Here is a 23,108-nt window from a genome sequence, read left to right as displayed (position 1 = left end):
GGCACCGACGTTACTAAGGGTGACCGCCTCGCCAGGACGATCACCCACCTCCCGACGAATGGGAAGAGCCTGCCCGTAGTAGGCCAACGCCCGCTCGCCATCCCCGAGCTGGCTATACACGGCACCGACGTTACTAAGGGTGACCGCCTCGCCAGGACGATCACCCACCTCCCGACGAATGGGAAGAGCCTGCCCGTAGTAGGCCAACGCCCGCTCAGCATCACCGAGCCTCTCGTAGGCGGCACCGATGTTGCTCAAGGTGACCGCCTCCGCAGCACGGTCACCCACCTCCCGTTGGATAGGAAGAGCCCGCTCGTAGTAGGCCAACGCCCACTCAGCATCACCGAGCCTCTCGTACACGGCACCGATGTTGTTCAAGGTGGTCGCCTCGCCGGGGCGATCCCCCACCTCCCGCTGAGTAGGCAGAGCCTGCTCGTAATAGGCCAGCGCCCGCCGACCATCCCCACGCATGTCGTACAGGCCACCGATGTTGCAGAGAGTGGCCGCCTCAGCAGCCCGGTCACCCACCTCTCGCTTGATGAGCAGAGCCTGCTCGTAATGCGCCAGCGCCCGATCACCATCCCCGCGCCGGTCGTACACGACGCCGATGCTGTTCAGGGTGACCGCCTCATTGCGACGATTGGCGGCTTCGCGATACAGGCGCAGAGCCTGTTCGAAGCTGGCCAGGGCCAGTTGGTGCTGGCCCGTCGCGGACTGCGCCCGGCCCAGGTCGAAGAATGCGCCGGCGTACGGGCCGAGCGTCAACGTGGCGGTCGCCAGCGCCGCCACGTCCGCGAACCGCGACCGGGGCAGCCACACACTCGACACCAGCTCTCCCATGTATCGGGCGATCTCCGCCTCCCCGCCGGCCACCGCCAACCGGTGTACCTCCACCCATCGCGCCTGGGTGTTCACGACGTGGACCCGGATACCGCCGCGTCGACGACCCAGATGTTGTAGAGGCTGCGGGCCGCGGCGGCACAGGCCTGGGCGTACTCGTCGTCGGTGAGCAGAGGACGGATGAGCGGGCGCAGGACGTTGGAGACGAAGTACCGGGGATGACCGGTTTCCGGGTCGGTGCCCTCTTCGAGCAGGCCGAGTTGGACGGCACGCTCGACGTGCCGGTCGGCGTCGGGGTGGTCGTGGACGGCCCGGACGGTCTCGGCGGGTACGGGCAGTTCGATGACGTTGACCTTGGCGAGCATCCGTTGCAGTTCCCGGTCCTGCGAGCCGAGCAGGTTCTTGGCGAGGATGGTTTCGCGGCGGAACTTGTCGGTCTCCCGTTCGATGGCACCGATGAGACCGTCGACGTCGAGGGTGCCGTCGCCGACGATCAGGTCGAGCCAGTCGAGCAGGCGAGGGTTGCCGGCCGCGGCCTGGACGGCGCGCTCACGGATGTCCGGGTCGATGGAGGAGCGCGGACGCAGGTTCGGCAGGTTGGCGAGCTTCTTGGCCTGCTCGGTCGGGTTGAGGGTTTCGAGCGACTCGACCACGGCGGTTCCGGCCGGGGTCGGGAAGCGGTAGCGGCTCGTGATCACCACTCGGCTGGGGCTGCCGGTCTCGCGAATGGCCTTGAGCAAGGCCGGAAGGATCTCTGCCAGCTCGGCCGAGAGCACGTGCCCGCCGTCGCGCTCGTCGAGGTTGCCTTCCTCGAAGTCGTCGAAGACGAACAGGCAGGCGGTCTGCCCGAGTGGCCCGTCGACGTCGAGCAGGTGCCGGAGGCGTACGACGAGGGGCGCCTCGTCGTTGGCCAGCAGCCGGTCCGCCTCGACCTGTTGTTCCAGGATGGGGAATGACACCTTGGTGGCGAGGTCGCGGAAGCTGGTCAGGTCGACCCGGCCGTACCAGACGGCACGCTGGTGGTTGGGCATGCGTTCCAGCAGCCGGGAGGCGAGGCTGCTCTTGCCGAGACCACCCATGCCCTGCAGGATCAGGGCCGCGCCCGCGCTGCCCGTAGGGCTTCTGAGGGTATGTAGGCAGCGCTGGATGACGCGCCGTCGTCCGACGAAAGCGGCGCGGGGGGCGACCCGGGACAGGTGGGTCTGTGGGTCCAGGAAATCCTGCTCGGCGGGGCGGATCCGGGTCCGCGCACGCCCCCTGGTGTGCAGGGGCGTGACCACGGGGGCGAGTGGCGATCGGTCGGCGTAGACGCGCAGCAGGTGCCAGTTACCGTGCTGGCGCGCGTACAGCTGCTGCCGGGCCTCGACGATGGCCCGGTCGAGGGGCACCCCGTCCGCCAGGGACCGGTAGAGCTCGGCGGCGAACTCGGTGGCGGCGAGGTCGCTCACCGGCAGCGCCCATCCCAGCACGGCGGGGGCGCCGGCGTCGACCAGGCTCTCACTCATCGAGGGGAACGCGCCGGACTGGGGAGCGTTCCCGGTCAGGCAGCCGGAGACGAAGATCAGGCGGGGCCAGTGCCCGGCCATCGCCTGGACGATCTGGTCGGCGTTGGCGTCGACGCGCGCGCCGAACTCGTCCTCCATCAGGAAGACGGGCTTGCCATCCAGGTTGATCGTGGCGTGGCCGCTCAGGTGCAGGACGTCGAAGTATCCCGCGCCGTAGTCCCGGGTGAGCAGGCGCAGCCCTTCCAGCGTTCCACTCTCCTCGACGACCAGTTCGGCGCCGGTGCGGGCGGTGGCCTCCAGGATCGCGGCCTCCTCGGCCTCGTACCTCAGTTCGGGTTCGACGCCCTCGGGGGAGGTGGCCATGAACAGCACGCGCAGAGGCCGGTTGGCCGGACCGATCAGGCCCCTGCGGACGGTGTCGTTGCCCGCGGCCCGCACCGGCAACAGCGGCGCCGAGCCGGAGATGGCGAGGTGCGCACCGTCCGCGGCGAGCAGTTCCCAGGGCAGGTGCCGTAGTCGTCCCGCGCCGGTGATCCGCAGCGTGGCGCCGGGAGGCTGTTGGAGGATCGGTGTCAACCACCGCTCGTCACCGTCGAGGAGAGTGGCAAGCCGCGTCCCGAGATCGCGAAGCTGCGGCGAGCCGAAGACCTGTTGGACGATTGAGTGCTGGCTGTAGTGGCGATCCACGCGCTCGATCAACTGGTCGATGGCGGCCTGGTCCAGCCCACGGGTCTTGGGCCGCTCCCCACCGGTCGACAGCCGCAACTCCGAGTAGTCCGATGTCCGCTCGAAGATCTCCAGCTCATGGGTGTTCAGGTCACCCGCCACAGTGGTCTCCTTCCCAGCCGCAGTCCCCATCGCTCACCGTGCTCCGGTCTGCGCTATCTGAGCGAGGATCATTCGGAACCGGTCCAGCTCTGGATGATTCGTCTGCTCGGCCAGAACGACCGCGCGACGCAGGTACCCGGTGGCCTGGTCCACGTGCGCCATCTTCAGCAGCAGGAGGGCCATGTTCGCGCTGACCGTCGCCTCGGACCTACGGTCGCCGACGATGCGGAGGGTCTCGAGAACCTCGGTGAACATGTCCTTCGTGCCAACGAGATCGCCCTGTTGGAGTCGAATCGACGCCATGTTGTTGAGGGTGTTCGCCTCGCCCAGCCGGTCACCGATCGCACGGGCGATGGACAGCGCCTGCCCGTAGTAGGACAGCGCCCGCTCCGCGTCTCCGCGCCGGGCGTACACGAGGCCGATGTTGCTGAGGGTGTTCGCTTCGCCGAACCGGTCACCGACTTCACGGGCGATGGGCAGCGCCTGCGTGTAGTAGGACAGCGCCCCGTCCCCATCCCCCCGATCGGAGAGCACGAGACCGATGTTGTTGAGGGTGGCCGCCTCGCCGTTGCGGTCGCCGACCTCCCGCCGAATGGGGAGGGCCTGCGCGTAGTGGATCAGAGCCTGCTCCCCGTCCCCGCGCCGGGCGTACACGTAGCCGATGTTGTTGAGGGTGACCGCCTCGCCGACCCGGTCGCCAACCTCGCGTTGGATGGGCAGGGCACGCGTGTAGTGGGCCAGCGCCCGCTCCCGATCGCCCTGGTTGTCGTACACGAAGCCGATGTTGCTGAGGGTGGCCGCCTCGCCCTCTCGGTTGCCGACCTCGCGTTGAATGGGTAGGGATTGCCCGAAGTAGGACAGCGCGTCGTCCCACTCCCCGAGCCGGTCGTGCAGATGGCCGATGTTGTTGAGGGTGCCCGCCTCGCCGTCCCGGTCGCCAACCTCGCGGGCGATCGCCAGCGCCTCCTCGTAGTGGGCCAGCGCCCGCTCCCCGTCCCCGAGCCGGTCGTACGTGGCGCCGATGTTGTTGAGGGTGCCCGCCCCGTCGTTCCGGTCGCCGGCCTCGCGGTACAGGTGCAGGGCCTGCTCCTGACTGGCCAGGGCCTTCCAGGGCTGTCCCGTCACGTACTGCGCGTGCCCCAGGTGGTAGTAGGCGTCGGCGTCCGGGCCGAGAGTCAGGGTCGCCGTCGCCAGCGCCGCCACGTCGGCGAACCGCGACCGGCGCACCCACGCCCTCGACACCAGGTCACCGACGTCCCGGGCGATCTCCGGCTCCCGGCCCGCCACTGCCAGGCGGTGCACCTCCGCCCACCGGGCGACCGCCTGCGTCGGCGACCCCGGTTGCCCGGCCGGCCGGGCGTCGGCCGCCGGGTGTGGTCCGTCCGTCAACCCAGCACCTCCCGGGCCCGTCCGCCGATGGATGGTCACCATTCTTGGCGCTGAACGCCACCCCCGCTGCCGCCAGGACAGTCCAGGATCCGACACCAGTGCCCGCCACCGCGGCCACCGGGACCGTCACTCCCCGCGATCTTGCACTTTCGGTGCCGACACAAGGGGTATCTCACCCCATGTCGACAACAGAAACCGCAAGATCGGCGGGAGGGTGGGGTGGGACCGGGGTCAGGTCAGGTCAGGTCAGGTCGTTGACCGCGCGGAGCACGGGGCGGGTGGTCAGGGACGCCGGGTCCAGGGGCGCCTCGGACCGGACGGTGAACGTGGTCGACTCACCCGGCAGCAGAGTGACCAGGGCCTCGTCCACAGTGGCCGCCGGGTCCAACCGGTCCGGAAAGAGGGTCAGGTCGCGCAGCACCGTGCGCGCGGTCACCCCGACCCGCTGGCCGCCGTCGACCGGCTCGACCGTCGCGTCCCAGGCCGCCGTCGGCCACGGCACGTCCCGGTCCTCGGCGAAGAACCACAGCGCACGCTCCGCCGTGCCGCCGGCCTCCGCGACCAGCAGCTCACGGCGGCTCTCGTCCGGCCGCGCCAGGTCCGCCGGCAGCGCCAGCACGACCGAGGAGTACGCCGGGACGTCGAGGTGGACCGAGGTCTTCGCCCTCGGCTCCCCGGTGAGGGTGACGCGGGTGACCGTGGCCGGCACGGTCCACGCCTCGCCGGTCTCGTTCACCGCGACCAGCGCCAACCCACCGCCACCAGCCAGCACACCGCCACCAGCCGGCCCGCCGTCGCGGGGTTGCACGGTGAGCAGGCGGTCGGCGTACGCGTGGCGCAGCGCGTACCACAGGGGTTTACGGCGGCCGTCGCCGTCGACGGCCGACCAGGAGGTCACCGGCCAGCAGTCGTTGAGCTGCCAGACGATCGTGCCGGCGCAGACGTCGCGGTGGGAGCGGAAGTGCTCCACCCCGAGCTGGATGGCCCGCGCCTGGTTGAGCTGCGTGAGGTAGTGCCAGTCGTCGAAGTCGGCCGGTACGGGCAGGTGGGCGTCGAGGCCCCGCTGGAGCTTGGCGTCACCGCCAGCCGCCTTCTGGTGGTGGGCCATGCCCGGCGAGTTGGGTGCGAGCGGTTCGTCACTGAGCGCGCGTCGCAGCGTGGCGTACGTGGGCGGCGCCTGGTAGCCGAACTCGGCCACGAAGCGCGGCACGTACTCGCGGTACTTCGGGTAGTCGTCGGTGTTCCACACGTCCCAGATGTGGGTGGTGCCGTGCGCCGGGTCGTTCGGGTGGATGGTCTCGCTTCCCGACCAGGGGCTGCCCGGCCAGTACGGGCGGGTCGGGTCCAGCTCGCCGACGGTGCGGGGCAGTACGTCGAGGTAGTAGCCGCGTCCCCAGGTGCGCCCGGCCAGGGCTTCCTGCCAGCCCCAGTCGTGCCAGCCCCAGATGTTCTCGTTGTTGCCGGTCCAGAGCACCAGCGACGGGTGCGGCGTCAGGCGGGTCACCTGCTCGGCGGCCTCGGCGGCCACCTCGGTGGCGAACGGCTCCTCCTCGGGGTACGCGGCGCAGGCGAAGAGGAAGTCCTGTTGGACGAGCAGGCCGCGTTCGTCGGCCAGGTCGTAGAAGGCCTCCGACTCGTACCGGCCGCCACCCCAGACGCGCAGCAGGTTGACGTTGGCGGCGGCGGCCTGGTCGAACCGGTCGGCGAGCCGGTCGCGCGTGATCCGGGTGGGGAACGCGTCGTCGGGGATCCAGTTGACGCCCCGGACGAAGACCGGCACGTCGTTGACCGAGAGCGCGAACGGGGTGCCGTGCTCGTCGGGCGTGGTGTCCAGTCGGACGGAGCGGAAGCCGATCCGCCGGGACCAGGTGTCCAGGGTGTCGCCGTCCGGCGCGTGCAGGGTGACGTCCAGCAGGTGGCGGGCCTGTTCGCCGTACCCCCGGGGCCACCAGAGCGTGGGCTCGCGGACGGCGAGGGTCAGCACGGCCGTGCGCTGGCCGGCCTCGACGACGGCCTCGGCGCGGACGCCGCCGACGGCGACCCGGACGGTCAGCGGGACGTCGGCGACCCGCTCGACCTCGACGTGCACCTCGACCCGGCCGTCGCGGCCGTCGAGGGTGACCAGCGGACGGACGCTGGCCAGCCGGGCGGTGGACCAGGCGTGCAGGCCGATGTCCTGCCAGATTCCGGCGGTGACCAGTGTCGGCCCCCAGTCCCAGCCGAAGTTGCAGGCCATCTTGCGGACGAACTGGAAGGGCTCCGGGTACGCGTTGGGTCGGTCGCCGAGTCGGTCGCGCTGCGCCTCGGCGTAGCGGTACACGGAGTCGAACGCGACGGTCAGCTCGTTGTCGCCGGCGCGCAGCAGCGCGCGGACGTCGAACCGGTAGCCGCGGTGCATGTTCTCGGTGCGGCCGACCTCAACGCCGTTGACGCTGACGGTGGCGACGGTGTCCAGGCCGCCGCAGACCAGGTCGATCCGGTCGTGGTCGCCGGCCGGCGGACGGAAGGTCGTCCGGTAACGCCAGTCGGCGCGGCCGATCCAGGCCAGCGACGACTCGTTGTCGTCGAGGTACGGGTCGGGGATCAGCCCGGCATCGAGCAGGTCGGTGTGGACACACCCGGGCACGGTCGCCGGTACGGTCCGGTCGGCGACCTCCGCGGGCACGTCCACGTCGGACATCGCCCGCAGCGTCCAGCCGTCGTGCAGGGCCTGTCGGCTCACGATTCACCGCACCTTCGTGATCGAGACGTTAGCTGAACCGGATAAGCTCAGCCACCGTACGATCCGACCTCCGGGGTGTCAAAGCCCCTGAACCGCTAAGGAGCACGCGGTGAAGCGGCCGACAATCGCGGACGTCGCCCGACGGGCGGGGGTGTCCAAGGGCGCCGTGTCGTACGCGTTGAACGGGCAGCCCGGCGTCTCCGAGGCCACCCGGCAGCGCATCCTCGCCATCGCCACCGAGATCGGGTTCAGTCCGAGCAGCGCCGCGCGGGCACTCTCCGCCGCCACCGCCCGGGCCGTCGGCCTGGCCCTGTGTCGCCCCGCGCGGACGCTGGGCGTGGAACCGTTCTTCATGGCGCTGATCAGCGGTGTGGAGGCCGAACTGTCGGCCCGCTCGTACGCGCTGACGTTGCAGGTGGTGGCCGATCACGACGCCGAGATCGCCGTCTACCGGCGGTGGTGGGGCGAGCGCCGGGTGGACGGGGTCCTCGTCTGCGACCTGCGCACCGACGACGAGCGCATCCCCGCCCTGGAACAACTGCGCCTGCCGGCCGTGGTCATCGGCGGGCCGGGCGGCACCGGGGAGTTGGCCAGCCTCTTCTCGGACGACGCGGCGGCGCTGACCGAGGCCGTGGAGTACCTGGTCGCGCTCGGGCACCGCCGGATCGCCCGGGTCGCCGGCCTGCCCGACCTGCGGCACACCCAGATCCGTACCGACGCCTTCGCGGCGGTGTGCCGGCGTCTCGGCCTCTCCGACACGGTCACCGTCTTCTCCGACTACACCGGCGAGGAGGGCGGGCGGGCCACCCGACGACTGCTCAGCGCCACCTCCCGGCCCACCGCGGTCATCTACGACAACGACGTGATGGCCATCGCGGGACTCTCGGTGGCCCAGGAGATGGGCCTGACCGTGCCGGCCGACCTGTCCATCGTGGCCTGGGACGACTCGCCGCTGTGCCGGCTGGTGCACCCGCCGTTGACGGCCCTGGGCCGCGACATCTCCGCGTACGGGGCGCACGCGGCCCGCCACCTGCTCGGCGTCATCGCGGGCGAGCCGGCGACCCGGTTGCGGGACGAGACACCGCAGTTGACCCCGCGCGGCAGCACGGCACCACCCCGGGACAGGTGAACCGGTTCATCACCGGTACGCCGAGGGAAACTCCTCGAAGTACGCCTCGACGCGCTCGGCGGTCGCCGGACGGGACAGCGCGAAACCCTGCCCGTAACGGCAGCCGGCCCGATGGGCACCCTCGACCTGGGTGGGCGACTCCAACCCCTCCGCCACGATCTCCACACCCAACCGCTCACCGACGTTGACCACCACGTCGATCAGCGGCGGCTGCCCCGTGGGCTCGGCCCCGACCAGATCGGGCCCCACCTTCAGCAGGTCGATCGGCAGCCGGCGCAGGTGGGCCAGCGAGGCGTGTTCGGGCCGGAAGTCGTCGAGCGCGGTGCGTACGCCCAACGACCGCAGGCCCGCCAGCCGGGCCACCACCGTCGACAGGTCGGCGGCGACCCTCGGCTCGGCCACCTCCACCACCAGACGCTCGGGTGGCACCCCGTACGCGGCCAGGACCGCCGCGGCGCGCTGCACGAAGTCGGGCGTGGTCAGCTCGCGGGTGGTCACGTTGACGGCCATCCACAGCTCCCGGGGGCCCGCCGACCAGGCCGCCAACTGCCGGCAGGCCCGGTCCAGCACCCACCACTCCAGTTCGCCGACCAGATCCAGGTCCTCGGCGACCGGCAGCAGCTCGCCCGGGAGCACCGTGCCGAGCACCGGGCTACGCCACCGCAGCAGCGCCTCGGCGCCCACCGGCTGACGGTCGGTCAGGTCGAGCACCGGCTGGTAGACCAGGTCCAGTTCGCCCCGGGCGACCGCGCCCGGCAACTCGCGTTCCAGGTCGAGCCGACGGACCAGCTGCTCCTCCAGGAAGGCGTCGTACCACTCGACCCGGTCCCGGCCCAGCTGCACCGCCCGCCGCCGTGCCAGCTCGGCCTGACGAAGCACGTCGGCCGGCCCCGCGCCACTGACCTCGGCCAGCCCGATGCTCGCCTGCACGCGCAGCACCGACCCGGCCAACCGGTAGGGCGAGGTGAGCGTGCTCAGCAGCCGGGTGCCCAGCGCGTACGCCAGCACGGGCCCCGCGCCGGTGACCACCGCGAAACCGTGGCCGGCGCAGGCGGTCACCAGATCGCCGGACGCGACCACCGCCCGTGCCCGCAGGGCGGCCTCGGCAAGCGCGTCCTCGCGGGCCACCGGGCCGAGCCCTTCGATGCCGTGCAGCTCCACCAGCAGCAGCGCACCGGCCGGGGCGGGCACGTCGCCGATCGCGGCGAGGGCGGCGAGCAGGGCCGCCCGGTCCCCCGGCCCCTCGCCGGCCGGGCCGAAACCATGGCGCGACCAGGAGACACCCGTTTCGGGCCAGGTCGCGTCGACGTCGGCCGCAGGAGTCCACGAATCGGTCGTCGGGGCCTGCCACGGCGGTTGCGACTCCCGGCGGCGGACCGTGTGGTCGGCCGCCCGGCGGTGCGCGGCGGGCCGCTCGGGGACGCCACCGTCAGCGCCGCGCAGCAGCTCCCGCAGGACCAGAGGTGGCACCGCCGCCAGGGCGAGCAACAGACTCGTCCGGTCCGGAGTGCGACCGGAGCCGAGGTGCAGGCCCGCCGCGAGCAGCAGCACCGAGGCCGGGAGAACCGCCCGTGGCCAGGTCGTGGCCGGTGAACCGGACGGCGGCGTCGAGCTGGCCGACGGTACCGCCGATGTCGCGCCCAGGGCCGTCAGCAGCATGCCGAGCACCAGCGGTGGCACCGCCAGGAGTGGCGCGCGCCCCGACGAGGCGGGCGGCAGGATCGTCAACAGCGCCAGACCGACCAGGGTGAGCAGGAGGCCGCCCCGGCAGATCGCGTGGCCCGAGCGCCGCCCGGCGCCGGTGAACGCGCTGAGCGCGGCGATGCCCAACCCGGCCAACACCAGCGCCGCGAGCAGCCGGGCCGGGGCGGGGAGAGTGTCCACGGGCAGGAGCAACCACCCGGCAAGGGTCAGACCGATCGTCGGTCCGGTCGCCTCGACCAACTCCCGCAATCGGGTCGGCGAGGGCGTCCGTGCCGGGAGCCCGCGCAGCCCGGCCACGGACAGGACCGCGACGGTGAGCCACCCGAGCAGTGCGACCGCGCGCTGCCGGGTGTCGACCAGCGGCAGGGCGGCCGCGAACCAGCCGGCCGCCACCACCGCCGCGTCGAGCAGGACCAGCCCCGCCCGGCCCGGGTAACCGCCCGACGGCGGTGCGGGCCGACCGGCGGCCAGCCGGGAGAGTCGTACGCCGGCCAGGGTGGCGCCCGCGCCACCGGCCAACGCGATCACCACCGGGGTCGGGACCATCCCCGCCACACCGGCGAGGACGAGCAGCGCCACGGCCGTGGACACGGCGGCCTCCGGGGCCGCCCGGCGGGGGACGAGGAAACGGAACGGGTACGCGAAGAGCACGGCGGTCGCCTTCGTGAGGGGGCACGGGGCGGTGCGGCGGTGCGGATGGTGCGGATGGTGCGGGTGGTGCTGCGGTGGCACGGGCGGCGGATGTTGCGAGTCCGCTGCCCAACACTGGGAAACGACCGGCGACCGGATTGGTTACGCATCGGCCATCGGCACGAAGCAGTGACCCGTGTCACTGTACGCGTGCGGACACCCGTGACACCGCCCGCCGCGACCCCGCCCGACCAGGGGTGGGATCATCGCGGGGTGAGTACGCCCGACACGGTCCGCTTCCGTTTCAACCAAGCCATCCTGGTCGCCTCGGTCATCGCCTTCATCGGCGCCCTGCCGCTGGCGAACGCCCGGGCGTACCTGCTGCCGGTGCTGCTCGTCCCGCTGGGCGTCGGGGTGTGGGCCTGGCGGGCCGGCACCGACGCCGACCCCCGGGAGCTGCGCCTGCGGGCGCTGTTCGGGCAACGCCGGATCGGCTGGGACCACGTCGTCGAGTTCGCCACCGACGCACGCGGACGGGCCGTCGCCCGGCTCGACGACGGCCAGCAGGTCGTCCTGCCGGCGGTACGCGGCACCGACCTGCCCCGCCTGGTCTCCGCCACCGGCCAGAGGATGCCGGACGAGGCCGCCGAGACGCCCGGCGCGTAGGCGGCCGCTCCCGCCCGCCAGCTCTCAGTAGCCGTCGACCACCGTGTTGACGAGCGGTTCACCGGCGGCGAACCGCCGTACCTGCTCGCCGACCAGCCGGTACGCACGCGGCAGCAGCCCCCGCACCGACCCTGCCACGTGCGGTGTGAGCAGCACGTTCGGCATCGTCCACAGCGGAGATTCGGCGGGCAGCGGCTCCGGGTCGGTGACGTCCAGCGCGGCCGAGATCCGGCCCGTGGCCAGCTCGGCGACCAGCGCGTCGGTACGGGCCACCGGACCTCGGGCCGCGTTGACCAGCAGCGCCCCGTCGGGCATCGCGGCCAGGAAATCCTTGTCGATCAGACCACGGGTCTGGTCGGTGAGCGGCACCAGCACCACCACCACGTCGGCGTCGGGCAGCAGTCTCGGCAGCTCCGCGACGGCGTGCACCGACTGCTCCGGCCGGGCGCTGCGGGCGACCAGGGTGAAGCTCACCCCGAACGGCGCGAGCCGGTCGCGCACCGCCGTGCCGATCGAGCCGGCCCCGACGATCAGCACCCGCTTGCCGGTCAGCTCGTCGGTCGGCGCGTTGCCGTCGTACGCCCACCGCCGCTGTCCCTGGGCGCGGGCGAAGGCGGGAAACGCCCGGAGCTGTGCCAGGATCGCGGTGACCACCCACTCGGCGGTGGAGGGATCGTGCACCCCCCGGGCGTCGCAGAGCGTGACCCCGTCGGGCACCCGACCCACCCAGGCGTCGGCCCCGGCGGAGAGCAGTTGCACCACCGCCAGGTCGGGCAGCTCACCCAGCAGAGCGGTGGCATCCGAACCGCTCAGGAACGGCGGCACCCAGAAACGGACGTCGGCCACGGCGGACGGCAGGCGGTCGGCGCGTTCGGCGACCTCCACCGTCACGCCCGGCGGCAGCTCGCCAACGAGGTCCAGGCCAGCGTGGTGCGGAATCCATACCTTCACGTCCGCCGACGATAGCCGTCGCCACGGCGGCCGGCGCGGGCACGCCGGAACCGCGCCCCGGGCGAGACGCAACACACCGGTTTTCGGCCGGCAGCGACGAGGTATAAACCACGGATCGGAGGGCAGGTCGGCCTCCGCCTAGGCAGACAGGTGCTCGATGACCGACGGCTCCCCCGCCAGCGCGCGGCGATCGACCGCTCCACCCGGAGCGCTCGGCGACGCGGCGCGGCTGCGCGCGCTCGCCGACACGGGGCTGGACGCCGCCCCGGACGAGGCGTTCGACCGGTTCGCCCGGCTGGTCAGCGATCTGCTGGAGGTGCCGGTCGCGCTGGTCTCCCTGGTCTCCGCCGACCGGCAGTTCTTCCCGGGCGCGGTCGGTCTGCCGGAGCCGTGGTCGCAGCGGCGGCAGACCCCGTTGAGCCACTCGTTCTGCCAGCACGTGGTGGACATCGAGGTGCCCATGGTGCTGCCGGACGCCCGGCTCTACCCCCGGGTACGCGACAACCTCGCCATCGACGACCTCGGCGTCGTCGCGTACGCCGGGATGCCGTTGACCGACCTCTCCGGCCGGGTGCTCGGTTCGCTCTGCGCCATCGACAACAAGCCCCGGGCGTGGACCGCCCGACAACTGCGGACGCTGTCCGACCTGGCGGCGGCCTGCTCGTCGGAGTTGCGCCTGCGGATCGCGCTGGACGGGGCCCAGGAGGCAAGTCGTCGGGTGGTGCAGGCGCACGAGCGCCTGGAACTGCTGGCCGGAGTGAGCGAGACCCTGGCCGGCACGTTGGACGTGGGCACGTCGCTGCGCCGGCTCGCCGACGCCATGGTGCCGGTGCTCGCCGACTGGTGCCTGCTCATCCTCGCCGGGCCCACGGGACAGCCCCGGGAGGTCGTCGCGGCGCACCAGGACCAGGCCCGGACGCCGGACGTCGACCGCTTCGCCGCGCTGCTGCGGACCGGCCTGAACCAGGAGTCGGCGATCCGCGCGGTGCTGCGGACCGGCCAGCCCCGGCTCGGCGGGGTGGCGTCGCCGGCCGACGTGGCCCGGGGCACCACGGACCCGGAGCTGCCGGTGATCGCCGAGCGGCTGGGCATCGCCTCGTACCTCAGCGTGCCGGTGCGGGCCGCCGGGGGCACCGTGCTGGGCGCCATCACCCTGGTCAACAGTCCGGGCCGCCAACAGTTCGACGACCGCGACCTGCTCACCGCCGTGGACATCGGCCGCCGCGCGGGGCAGGCCATCGGAAACAGCTCGATGTACGGGGAACAGCGGCACGTCGCGGAGGTCCTGCAACACAGCATGCTGCCGCGGTTGCCGCTCGTGCCGGAGCTGGAGCTGGCGGCCCGCTACCAGCCGGCCGCCGAGCGGGTGGAGGTCGGCGGCGACTGGTACGACGCCTTCGTGCAGCCCGACGGCGACCTGATCGCGGCGATCGGGGACGTGGCCGGGCACGACATCGAGGCCGCCGCGACCATGGGTCAGCTCCGCAACCTGGTACGCGGCAACGCGTTCGGCCGGCACGACGAGGTCGGGGCGCTGGTGCGCCACCTGGACGACGCGATCCGCGGTCTGCGGCTGCCCATCGCGGCCACCGCCACGCTGGTGCGGATCGGCCCCGAACGCTCCGGTGTCCGTGAGCTGACGTGGTCCAACGCCGGGCACCCACCGGCCCTGATGGTCCGCGCCGGCGGTGCGGTGGAAGTCCTCGACGCGACGCCCGAGCCGCTGCTCGGCCTGGCCCGGCCCACGCCGCGTACCAGCCACTCGACCGGCCTGGCCACCGGAGACACGCTGCTGCTCTACACCGACGGGCTGATCGAGCGTCGGGACCGGTCCATCGACGACGGGCTCGCCGAGCTGGTGGGCCGGCTGACCGGCACCGACACGATGCCCCTGGACGATCTGTGCGACCTGCTGCTCGCGTCGATCCACCACCGCGAGGACGATACGGCGCTGCTGGCGGTCCGAGCCCGCTGAGAGCGGTGGACCTCGGCCGGACCGTCCGGCGGGCTACCCTGGGCCGGGTGAGAGCCCGTCCCCCGTACCCTCGCGTCCGCCGCCTCCGGGCGGTCCTCGCGGCGTCCTGCGCGGCGCTGCTGTTCGCCTCGGGTTGCAGCTTCGGCGAGCCGGACCCCGATCCGGCGGGCGAGCCACCCAACCTGCCGACCCCGTCGGCGTCGCCGAACGCCGGCGGCGCGGGCCAGCAGGCGGTGACCACCGTGCTGGCCAAGGGACTGCGGGTGCCGTGGGCCATCGCGTTCCTGCCGGACGGCGGCGCGCTGGTCACCGAGCGGGACACCGGCCGGATTCTCCAGGTGGGCCCGGAGTCCGGTCCGGACGGGCTGCGGGTCCGGGTCGTGCAGACGATCAACGACGTGGCGGCGGCGGGTGAGGGCGGCCTGCTCGGCATCGCCGTGTCCCCCGGCTACGCCAAGGACCGGACGGTCTTCGTCTACTACACCGCCGAGCAGGACAATCGGGTCGCCCGCCTGCAGATCGGCGGGCAGCCCACCCCGATCCTCACCGGTATCCCGAAGGCGAACGTGCACAACGGCGGCGGGCTGGGGTTCGGGCCGGACGGGCAGCTCTACGTCAGCACCGGTGACGCGGGAGAGCGGCCCAACGCGCAGGACACCAAGAGCCTCGGCGGCAAGATCCTGCGGATCACCGCCGACGGCAAGCCCGCGCCGGGCAACCCGTTCCCCGGCTCGCCGGTGTGGTCCTTCGGCCACCGCAACGTGCAGGGTTTCGCCTGGGACGCGGCCAAGCGCATGTACGCCGTCGAGTTCGGCCAGAACACCTGGGACGAGATCAACCAGATCACCAAGGGCGGCAACTACGGCTGGCCGGAGGTCGAGGGGCGGGCCGGCGACAGGCGCTACACCGACCCGATCACGCAGTGGGCGACGTCCGACGCGTCCTGCTCCGGGCTGGCCGCGACGGACCGGCTGCTCGTCACCGGCTGCCTGCGCGGAAAGCGACTGTGGGTGATGGAGCTGACCGACACCGGCACCCTGCTCGGGCAGCCGAGCGAGCTGCTGACCAACCGGTACGGGCGGCTACGCGCCGTGGCCGCCGCGCCCGACGGCTCGCTCTGGGTGAGCACCTCCAACCACGACGGGCGGGGTGACCCGGCGGCCGACGACGACCGCCTCCTGCGGGTGGTCTTCGCCGGCGGCGACGGCGGCCGCAGCTGACCTGCGTCACCTTCCGCCCAGGTTTGCCAAGATCCTTCGACGGGCAGGTCAGAATCTGAGCATGGACGGGCAACGCGACGAGCAGCACGGCGACGCCGAGGGCCGGGACGACCCGGTGACCGGCGGCGAGCCGTCGCGCCCGGCCCGCCGACGGATCGGCCGCCCCGGCGGTCCGGTGCGGCGCACGGGCATGATCCTCGCCGTGCTGGTGGTGGCCCTGGCCGGGGCGGCGCTCGGCGTGCTGGCCGGCGGTCGGGTGAACACCGACATCGGGCCGTTCCGGGCCAACCTCACCCTCTCGCCGGCCACCGACGGCGGGACGACGATCGACGTGCCGCCGCTGGGCGCGCTGCTGCTCGACAGCCACAGCGGGCCGACGCACCTCACCGTGCGACTCGGCGCGCTCGACCAAGGGCGCACCGAGGCGCTGCTGGACGACCCGGCGAGCATCAGTCGGGCCAGCCAGAGCGCCGTGGAGGATGTGCGCTCCGGGGTGATGCGGCTCGGTCTGCGTACCCTCGCCTCGGCGGTGCTGGTCACCCTCATCCTGGCCGCGTTGGTCTTCCGGGACGTGCGCCGTACGGCCTGGGCCGGCGGTTTGGCGCTGCTGGTCACCGCCGGCAGCCTCGGCACGGCCGCCGCGACGCTGCGCCCGCAGGCGATCGAGGAGCCACGCTACGAGGGCCTGCTGGTCAACGCGCCGGCGATCGTCGGCGACGCCCGCCGCATCGCCAACGACTACACCAAGTACGCCGAGCAGTTGCAACGCATCGTCGGCAACGTCAGTCAGCTCTACACGACGGTGTCCGCGTTGCCGGTGCTGGATCCCGCGCCGGGCACCACCCGGGTCCTGCACGTCTCCGACATGCACCTCAACCCGACGGGCTGGCAGCTCATCCGCACGGTGGTGGAGCAGTTCGGCATCGACGTGGTCATCGACACCGGCGACATCACCGACTGGGGCAGCGAGCCGGAGGCGTCGTTCGTCGGCTCGATCAGCCTGCTCAAGAAGCCGTACGTGTTCATCCGGGGTAACCACGACTCGGGCAAGACCGGCGCCGCCGTGGCCCGCCAGCCGAACGCGATCGTGCTGAACAACTCGACGACCACGGTCGCGGGCCTGACCATCGCCGGCATCGGCGACCCGCGCTTCACCCCGGACAAGAACACCTCACCGGCCGGCAGCGGGCTCACCCAGGAGGTGGCCGACCAGGTGATCGGCGCGGGTGAGCAGCTCGCCGCGACGATCCGCAACTCGCCGCGGCCGGTCAACATCGCCCTCGTGCACGACCCGGCGTCGGCCGGGCCGCTCGCCGGCACCTGCCCACTGGTGCTGGCCGGGCACACGCACGCCCGGCAGGTCTCCAAGTTGCCGCAGGCCCCCGGCCAGCAGCCGACCGCCCTGTTCGTGGAGGGCTCCACGGGCGGGGCCGGGCTGCGCGGTCTGGAGGGCGAGAAGCCCACCCCGCTGTCGATGACGGTGCTCTACTTCGACCAGCAGAAGATGCTCCAGGCGTACGACGACATCACCGTCGGCGGCACCGGTCAGGCCCAGGTCAACCTGGAACGCCACATCGTGCAGGACCCGAGCGCCGGCGCGCCCGCCTCGGTCACCCCGACGCCGACCCGCTGAGACCGGTCAGCGCAGGGCGAGGGCGGCCAGGGCGGCGTTGACGATGCTGCCGGGCAGCAGGTCGTGCAGCTCGTACAGGTCGGCCACACTGCCGGACTGGCCGAACTCGTCCACCCCGAGCGGCACCGCCGGCGCGCCGAGCGCCGACCCGAGCCAGGCCATGGCGTGCGAGGCCGCGTCGTGCACGGTCACCACCGGCACCCGGTCGGCGAACGCGGACCGCAGCGCGCCGGGCACGCTCGGCACGGTGGCGGTGCGCACGCCCTGCCGCAGGGTGCGCTGCCAGGCCCGGTAGAGCCGGTCGAGGCTGGTCACGTCCACCACGTGCGCGGCGATGCCCTCCTCGGCCAGTTCGGCGGCGGCGGCCAACACCTCGGGCAGCACCGCGCCGGAGCCGGCGAGCTGCACCACCGGCGCGTCGGCCAGGTGCGGGTACGCCTGGTGCGCGTCGACGAGCCGGTACGCCCCGGCGACCACCTGCCGGCGCAGCACCGCGTCACCGAGCCGGGCCCGGGCCGCCTCGAACGGCGTCTGGTCCAGCGGACGGGTGCTGAGGCGGAAGTAGTACGCGCCGTCCTCGGCCGGGGCGGCGGTCGCGGCCGGGGTCGCCCCGCCGGCGATCTGCCCGAGCGCGTCGCAGAGCAGCCAGTCCAGGCTGCCCGCGTACGCCGGCTCGACGAACGTCACCCCGGGCAGCTCCAAGCCGACCGACGCGGTGATCGTGGACTGGTGGGCGCCGCCCTCGGGGGCCAGGGTGATACCCGACGGCGTGCCGGCCACCACGAATCGCGAACCGGAGTACGTGCCGTAGAGGAACGCGTCGAGGCCCCGCAGCACGAACGGGTCGTAGACCGTGCCCACCGGCAGCAGCGGCTGACCGGACAGGTCCCAGGAGAGGCCGAGCTGACCGAGCAGCAGGAACAGGTTCATCTCCGAGATGCCCAGCTCGATGTGCTGCCCGGTGGGGCTCTCGGTCCAGCGCAGCATCCGGTCCTCGGTCCAGGAACGCTGCTCGGTGGGGGCGAACACGCCGGTCTTGTTGATGAACCCGGCGAGGTTGGTGGAGGTGGCCACGTCCGGGGCGGTGGTGACCAGGTAACGGCCGACCTCCCGGTCCCGCGCCAGGTCCACCAGCACCCGACCGAACACCTCCTGGGTGGAGATCGGCTTGTTGGCGCGTACTCCCGTGCTCTGCGGAACGGTGACCCCCAGCGCGCGCTCGCGCGGCGCGCGGGACAGCGCCTCCCGGCGGGCGCCGGCCCGGACGCCGGCCGGCGACGACGGGTCGAGGCGGTCCCACTCGGTCTCGGCGGTCAACCCGTGCGCGGCGCGCAGCGTGTCGACCTGCTCGGTGCTGAGCAGCGCGGAATGGTTACGCGGATTGCCGGCGATGGGCAACCCCCAACCCTTGACGGTGTACGCGAAGACGACGCTGGGCCGGTCGGTCACCGCGTCGCACTGGGCATAGGCGTCGAGCATCGCCTGAAGGTCGTGCCCGCCCAGGTCGGTGACGAGCGGGCCGAGGTCCTCGTCGGTGACGCCCTCGATCAGCTCGGCGATGCCGGCCGGCGCGCCGTCCAGGAACTGCTTGCGCAACGTGTCGCCGGCCAGTCCGAACAGCGACTGGTACTGCTCGTTGGGCATCGCGTCGATCCAGTCGCGCAGCGCCCCGCCGCCGGGCCGGGCGTACGCCTCGGCGAGCCGACGGCCGTACTTGACCTCCACGACGTGCCAGCCGGCGGCCTCGAACTGCCCCCGCCACTGGTTGATCCGGATGCCGGGCACCACCCGGTCCAGCGACTGCCGGTTGAAGTCGACGAGCCACATGACGTTGCCCAGGCCGGTGGTGGCCGGGTCGGCGACCGCCTCCCAGATGTTGCCCTCGTCCAACTCGGCGTCGCCGATCAACGCCACGAACCGGGAGTGCGGCCGGGCGCCGAAGTGCGCGTCGACGTACCGGCGGGTGGCGGCGGCGAAGAGCGGCGCCGCCGCGCCCAGACCGACCGACCCGGTGGAGAAGTCCACCTCGTCCGGGTCCTTGGTGCGCGACGGGTACGACTGGAGGCCGCCACGGGCCCGCAGCCGGGGCAGGTAGGACCGGTCCAGGTTGCCCAGCAGGTACTGGATGGCGTGGAACACCGGGGAGGCGTGCGGCTTGACGGCCACCCGGTCCTCGGCGTCCAGGTGGGCGAACCAGAGCGCGGTCATCGCCGTGACGAGCGAGGCGCTGGACGCCTGGTGGCCGCCGACCTTCACGCCGTCGCCGGTGGCCCGGTCGTGGTTGGCGGCATCCACGATCCGGGTGGCGAGCCAGAGCACCCGCCGCTGGATCTCGTCGAGGACATCGAGGTCGTGCTCGTTCACGGTGCTCCATTCGGGCGTCGCCGTTGACGCCGCAGCAGAAGGTGCAGAGGGGTGCAAGGAAGGGCCCCTTCCTAACGCCTGGTGCATAGGAGGGGGCCCTTCCTAACAACGGGTATCAGCTTTGGACGCCCAGGCGCTCCAGGATCAGCGTGCGGACGGCGGCGGCGTCGGCCTGACCACGGGTCGACTTCATCACCGCGCCGACGAGCGCGCCGGCCGCCGCGACCTTGCCGCTGCGGATCTTGTCGGCGATGCCCGGGTTGGCGGCGATGGCCTCGTCCACGGCGGCGGTGAGCGCGCCGGTGTCCGAGACGACCTCCAGGCCCCGGCTGGACATGATCTCGGTGGGCGAGCCCTCACCGTCGACCACGCCCTCCAGCACCGTGCGGGCCATCTTGTCGTTGAGCTTGCCGGCGTCGACCAGGCCCTGCAGCTCGGCGACCTGGGCCGGGGTGGCACCGATATCGGCCAGCTCCACACCGCTCTCGTTGGCGCGGCGGGACAACTCGCCCAACCACCACTTGCGGGCTGCCGCCGGGGTGGTGCCGGCGGCCACGGTGGCCTCGATCAGCTCGACCGCGCCCGCGTTGAGCACCGACTGCATGTCCAGGTCGGACAGGCCCCACTGCTCCTGGAGCCGACGCCGGTGCACCCGGGGCAGCTCCGGCAGGGCGGCCTTCAGCTCAGCCACCCAGGCCGGATCCGGGGCGACCGGCACCAGGTCCGGCTCGGGGAAGTAGCGGTAGTCGGTCGCCGTCTCCTTCGAGCGCCCCGGCGTGGTGTCGCCGGTGTCCTCGTGGAAGTGCCGGGTCTCCTGGGTGATCCGGCCGCCCGCGTCCAGCACCGACGCCTGCCGCAGCATCTCCGAGCGGACCGCCCGCTCCACCGACCGCAGCGAGTTGACGTTCTTGGTCTCGGTGCGCGTGCCCCACTCCTGCCCCGGCAGGTTGAGCGAGGTGTTCACGTCGCAGCGCAGCGAACCCTCCTCCATCCGCACGTCCGAGACACCGAGCGTACGGATCACGTCGCGCAGCTCGGCGACGTACGCTCGGGCCACGTCGGGGGCGAGCGCAGCGGTGCCCGTGATCGGCTTGGTGACGATCTCGACCAGCGGGATGCCGGCCCGGTTGTAGTCGACGAGCGACTCCGTCGCGCCGTGGATCCGCCCGGTGGCACCGCCGACGTGCAGCGTCTTGCCGGTGTCCTCCTCCAGGTGCACCCGCTCGATCTCGATCCGCACCGTCTCGCCGTTCACCTCGACGTCCAGGTAACCGTCGACGCAGATCGGCTCGTCGTACTGGCTGATCTGGAAGTTCTTCGGCATGTCCGGGTAGAAGTAGTTCTTCCGGGCGAACCGGCACCACTCGGCGATCGAGCAGTTCAACGCCAGACCGATCCGGATGATCGCCTCGATGGCGGCCTTGTTGGCCACCGGCAGCGACCCGGGCAGGCCCAGGCACACCGGGCAGACCCGGGTGTTCGGCTCGCCGCCGAAGTCGGTCGGGCAGCCGCACCACATCTTGGTGTTCGTGCCCAACTCGACGTGGGTCTCCAGGCCGATCACCGGTTCGTAGCGCGCGACGACCTCGTCGTACGCGGGCAGCGTCGTCGTCATCTGGGCTCCTGCCTCACAGTGCCGGTGGGGTGAACGTGCCGACCGCGGACTCCAGCGCGGCCGCGACCCGGTACATCCGGTCGTCGGCCATCGTCGGGGCCATCACCTGCAGGCCCACGGGCAGCCCCTCGGAGAGGCCGCAGGGCACCGAGATGCCCGGCCCGCCGTACAGGTTGGTCGGGATGGTGAACAGGTCGGCCAGGTACATCTGGTACGGGTCGGCGGTGCGCGCGCCGATCGGGAAGGCCGTGAACGGGGTGGTCGGCGAGATCAGCGCGTCGACCCGCTCGAACGCGGCGGTGAAGTCCCGCGTGATCAGCGTACGGACCTTCTGCGCCTGCCCGTAGTACGCATCGTAGTAGCCCGACGACAGCGCGTACGTGCCGATCATGATCCGGCGCTTGACCTCGGGGCCGAAGCCGGCCTCGCGGGTCAGCGACATGACCTCCTCCAGCGACCGGTTGCCGTCGTCGCCGACCCGCAGGCCGAACCGGACGCCGTCGAACCGGGCCAGGTTGGAGGAGCACTCGCTCGGGGCGATCAGGTAGTACGCCGGCAGCGCGTACGCGAACGTCGGGCAGGAGACCTCGACGACCTCGGCGCCCATCTTGGTCAGCGCGTCCACCGACTCGCGGAACGCCGTCATCACGCCCGGCTCGGTGCCTTCGCCGACGAACTCGCTGACGATGCCGAGTCGTACGCCGGTCAGGTCGCCGGTCGCGCCGAGCTTCGCCGCCGCCACCACGTCCGGTACGGGCTGCGGGATCGACGTCGAGTCGCGCGGGTCATGCCCGCCGATCACCTGGTGCAGCAGGGCGGCGTCGAGCACGTTACGGGCGCACGGGCCGGGGGTGTCCAGCGATGAGGAGAACGCCACCAGGCCGTACCGGGAGGTCCCGCCGTAGGTGGGCTTCGCCCCGACGGTGCCGGTAACCGCGCCGGGCTGGCGGATCGAGCCACCGGTGTCCGAGCCGATCGCCAGCGGCGCCTCGTACGCGGCCAGCGCGGCGGCGCTGCCACCACCCGAACCACCCGGGATGCGGCTCAGGTCCCACGGGTTGTGCGTCGGGCCGTACGCCGAGTACTCGGTGGAGGAGCCCATCGCGAACTCGTCCATGTTCGTCTTGCCCAGCATCACCGTGCCGGCGTCGCGCAGTCGCTGCACGATCGTCGCGTCGTACGGCGGGCGCCAGCCTTCGAGGATCTTCGAGCCGACGGTGGTCGGCACGCCACGGGTGGCGAGCACGTCCTTCACCGCGACCGGCACGCCCGCGAGCGGGCCCAACTCCTCACCGGCGGCCCGGCGCACGTCCACGGCACGGGCGGCGGCGAGCGCGCCCTCGCTGTCCACGTGCAGGAACGCGTGCACCCGGTCGTCGACCGCGGCGATCCGGTCCAGGTGCGCCTGGGTCACCTCGACGGCGGAGGTCTCCCCGCCGGCAACCAGGGCGGCGATCTCCGTCGCGGTCATTCTGGTCAAATCGCTCATGCCGTCACTCCGCTTCGCTCCGTGACGTCACGAGACACCACGGCACTGCACCGATGATTCGCTCGCTGACGCTCGTTCATGACGCCACGTCCTCGCTCAGAATCCGGGGTACGCGGAACCGCTGCTCCTCGGCGTCGGGCGCACCGGACAGCACCTCCTCGGGGGTCAGGCACGGCGTGACGACGTCCTCGCGGAAGACGTTGGTCAGCGGCACCGAGTGTGAGGTCGGCGGGATGTCCGCGGCGGCGACCTCGCCGACCTGGGCGACCGCCTGGAGGATCACGTCGAGCTGGCCGGCGAACGTGTCCAACTCCTCCTCGGTGACGGCGAGCCGCGACAGGCGCGCCAGGTGCGCGACCTCCTCGCGGGAGATGGCGGCCATCCGTGCCCCCTTCTGATGTCCTGCTGGTCGGGCGGTGTGCCGGCCGCGCGACGGGTGCAGCGTGAC

15 protein-coding genes are annotated in these 23,108 nt (G+C 72.4%); 5 read left to right on the top strand and 10 right to left on the bottom strand.

What is annotated here, in order from left to right; all coding sequences use genetic code 11:
• The 4 genes from AB0B55_RS21325 to AB0B55_RS21310 all read right to left on the bottom strand — a co-directional run.
• On the bottom strand, window positions 1-915 hold a 915-nt coding region (locus AB0B55_RS21325; RefSeq protein WP_357173211.1), incomplete at its 3' end, for a tetratricopeptide repeat protein.
• Complete coding sequence (locus AB0B55_RS21320) at window positions 912-3,173, bottom strand: CHAT domain-containing protein (RefSeq protein WP_357173208.1); 2,262 nt, start codon at window positions 3,171-3,173, stop codon at window positions 912-914. The genes AB0B55_RS21320 and AB0B55_RS21325, both read right to left, overlap by 4 nt.
• A 33-nt stretch (window positions 3,174-3,206) precedes the next feature.
• Window positions 3,207-4,562, bottom strand: a complete 1,356-nt coding sequence (locus tag AB0B55_RS21315; RefSeq protein WP_357173206.1) for a tetratricopeptide repeat protein — start codon at window positions 4,560-4,562, stop codon at window positions 3,207-3,209.
• A gap of 241 nt (window positions 4,563-4,803) precedes the next feature.
• Window positions 4,804-7,242 carry a glycoside hydrolase family 2 protein gene (locus tag AB0B55_RS21310; RefSeq protein ID WP_357173332.1) on the bottom strand — a complete coding sequence of 813 codons (2,439 nt, stop codon included), beginning with the start codon at window positions 7,240-7,242 and terminating at the stop codon, window positions 4,804-4,806.
• Between the two features lie 151 nt (window positions 7,243-7,393).
• On the opposite strand from AB0B55_RS21310, the gene AB0B55_RS21305 reads away from it, so the two are divergent.
• On the top strand, window positions 7,394-8,413 hold the full coding sequence (locus tag AB0B55_RS21305; protein ID WP_357173203.1) for a LacI family DNA-binding transcriptional regulator: 1,020 nt from the start codon (window positions 7,394-7,396) through the stop codon (window positions 8,411-8,413).
• A gap of 9 nt (window positions 8,414-8,422) precedes the next feature.
• Here the strand turns inward: AB0B55_RS21305 and AB0B55_RS21300 are convergent, their stop codons facing one another.
• Window positions 8,423-10,849, bottom strand: a complete 2,427-nt coding sequence (locus tag AB0B55_RS21300) for a GGDEF domain-containing phosphodiesterase (RefSeq protein ID WP_357173201.1) — start codon at window positions 10,847-10,849, stop codon at window positions 8,423-8,425.
• A 171-nt stretch (window positions 10,850-11,020) separates the two neighbouring features.
• Here AB0B55_RS21300 and AB0B55_RS21295 point away from each other — a divergent pair, with 171 nt between their 5' ends.
• Window positions 11,021-11,413 carry a PH domain-containing protein gene (locus AB0B55_RS21295; protein ID WP_357173198.1) on the top strand — a complete coding sequence of 131 codons (393 nt, stop codon included), beginning with the start codon at window positions 11,021-11,023 and terminating at the stop codon, window positions 11,411-11,413.
• A gap of 24 nt (window positions 11,414-11,437) precedes the next feature.
• Here AB0B55_RS21295 and AB0B55_RS21290 read toward each other — a convergent pair whose 3' ends face one another.
• Window positions 11,438-12,364, bottom strand: coding sequence for a 2-hydroxyacid dehydrogenase (locus tag AB0B55_RS21290; RefSeq protein WP_357173195.1), 927 nt, complete (start codon window positions 12,362-12,364; stop codon window positions 11,438-11,440).
• Window positions 12,365-12,521: 157 nt separating this feature from the next.
• On the opposite strand from AB0B55_RS21290, the gene AB0B55_RS21285 reads away from it, so the two are divergent.
• The 3 genes from AB0B55_RS21285 (at window position 12,522) to AB0B55_RS21275 (ending at window position 17,192) form a co-directional block, all read left to right on the top strand.
• Complete coding sequence (locus AB0B55_RS21285; RefSeq protein ID WP_357127393.1) at window positions 12,522-14,339, top strand: SpoIIE family protein phosphatase; 1,818 nt, start codon at window positions 12,522-12,524, stop codon at window positions 14,337-14,339.
• A gap of 47 nt (window positions 14,340-14,386) precedes the next feature.
• Window positions 14,387-15,559, top strand: coding sequence for a PQQ-dependent sugar dehydrogenase (locus AB0B55_RS21280; protein WP_357127396.1), 1,173 nt, complete (start codon window positions 14,387-14,389; stop codon window positions 15,557-15,559).
• A gap of 61 nt (window positions 15,560-15,620) precedes the next feature.
• Window positions 15,621-17,192 (top strand): metallophosphoesterase, encoded by a 1,572-nt coding sequence (locus tag AB0B55_RS21275; RefSeq protein WP_355052151.1) that lies wholly within the window; start codon window positions 15,621-15,623, stop codon window positions 17,190-17,192.
• A 6-nt stretch (window positions 17,193-17,198) separates the two neighbouring features.
• Here AB0B55_RS21275 and AB0B55_RS21270 read toward each other — a convergent pair whose 3' ends face one another.
• The 4 genes from AB0B55_RS21270 to gatC form a co-directional block, all read right to left on the bottom strand.
• A complete protein-coding gene (locus AB0B55_RS21270) occupies window positions 17,199-19,556 on the bottom strand; it encodes a pyruvate dehydrogenase (protein WP_357127402.1) in 2,358 nt (785 codons plus the stop codon).
• Window positions 19,557-19,671: 115 nt separating this feature from the next.
• Entirely contained in the window at window positions 19,672-21,171 is a 1,500-nt protein-coding gene (gene gatB, locus AB0B55_RS21265; RefSeq protein WP_357127405.1) for an Asp-tRNA(Asn)/Glu-tRNA(Gln) amidotransferase subunit GatB, read from the bottom strand.
• Between the two features lie 13 nt (window positions 21,172-21,184).
• Window positions 21,185-22,660: an Asp-tRNA(Asn)/Glu-tRNA(Gln) amidotransferase subunit GatA gene (gatA, locus tag AB0B55_RS21260; protein WP_357127408.1), complete on the bottom strand. Its 1,476-nt coding sequence runs from the start codon at window positions 22,658-22,660 to the stop codon at window positions 21,185-21,187.
• Between the two features lie 76 nt (window positions 22,661-22,736).
• Window positions 22,737-23,042 carry an Asp-tRNA(Asn)/Glu-tRNA(Gln) amidotransferase subunit GatC gene (gene gatC, locus AB0B55_RS21255; RefSeq protein WP_355052147.1) on the bottom strand — a complete coding sequence of 102 codons (306 nt, stop codon included), beginning with the start codon at window positions 23,040-23,042 and terminating at the stop codon, window positions 22,737-22,739.
• Between the last annotated feature and the right edge of the window lie 66 nt (window positions 23,043-23,108).

Origin of the sequence: Micromonospora sp. NPDC049107 (assembly GCF_040648595.1) — a bacterium.
In the GTDB taxonomy this organism is placed as follows: Bacteria; Actinomycetota; Actinomycetes; order Mycobacteriales; family Micromonosporaceae; genus Micromonospora.
Note: the sequence above shows the minus strand (reverse complement) of the source record. Positions and strands in the feature narration are given on the sequence as shown.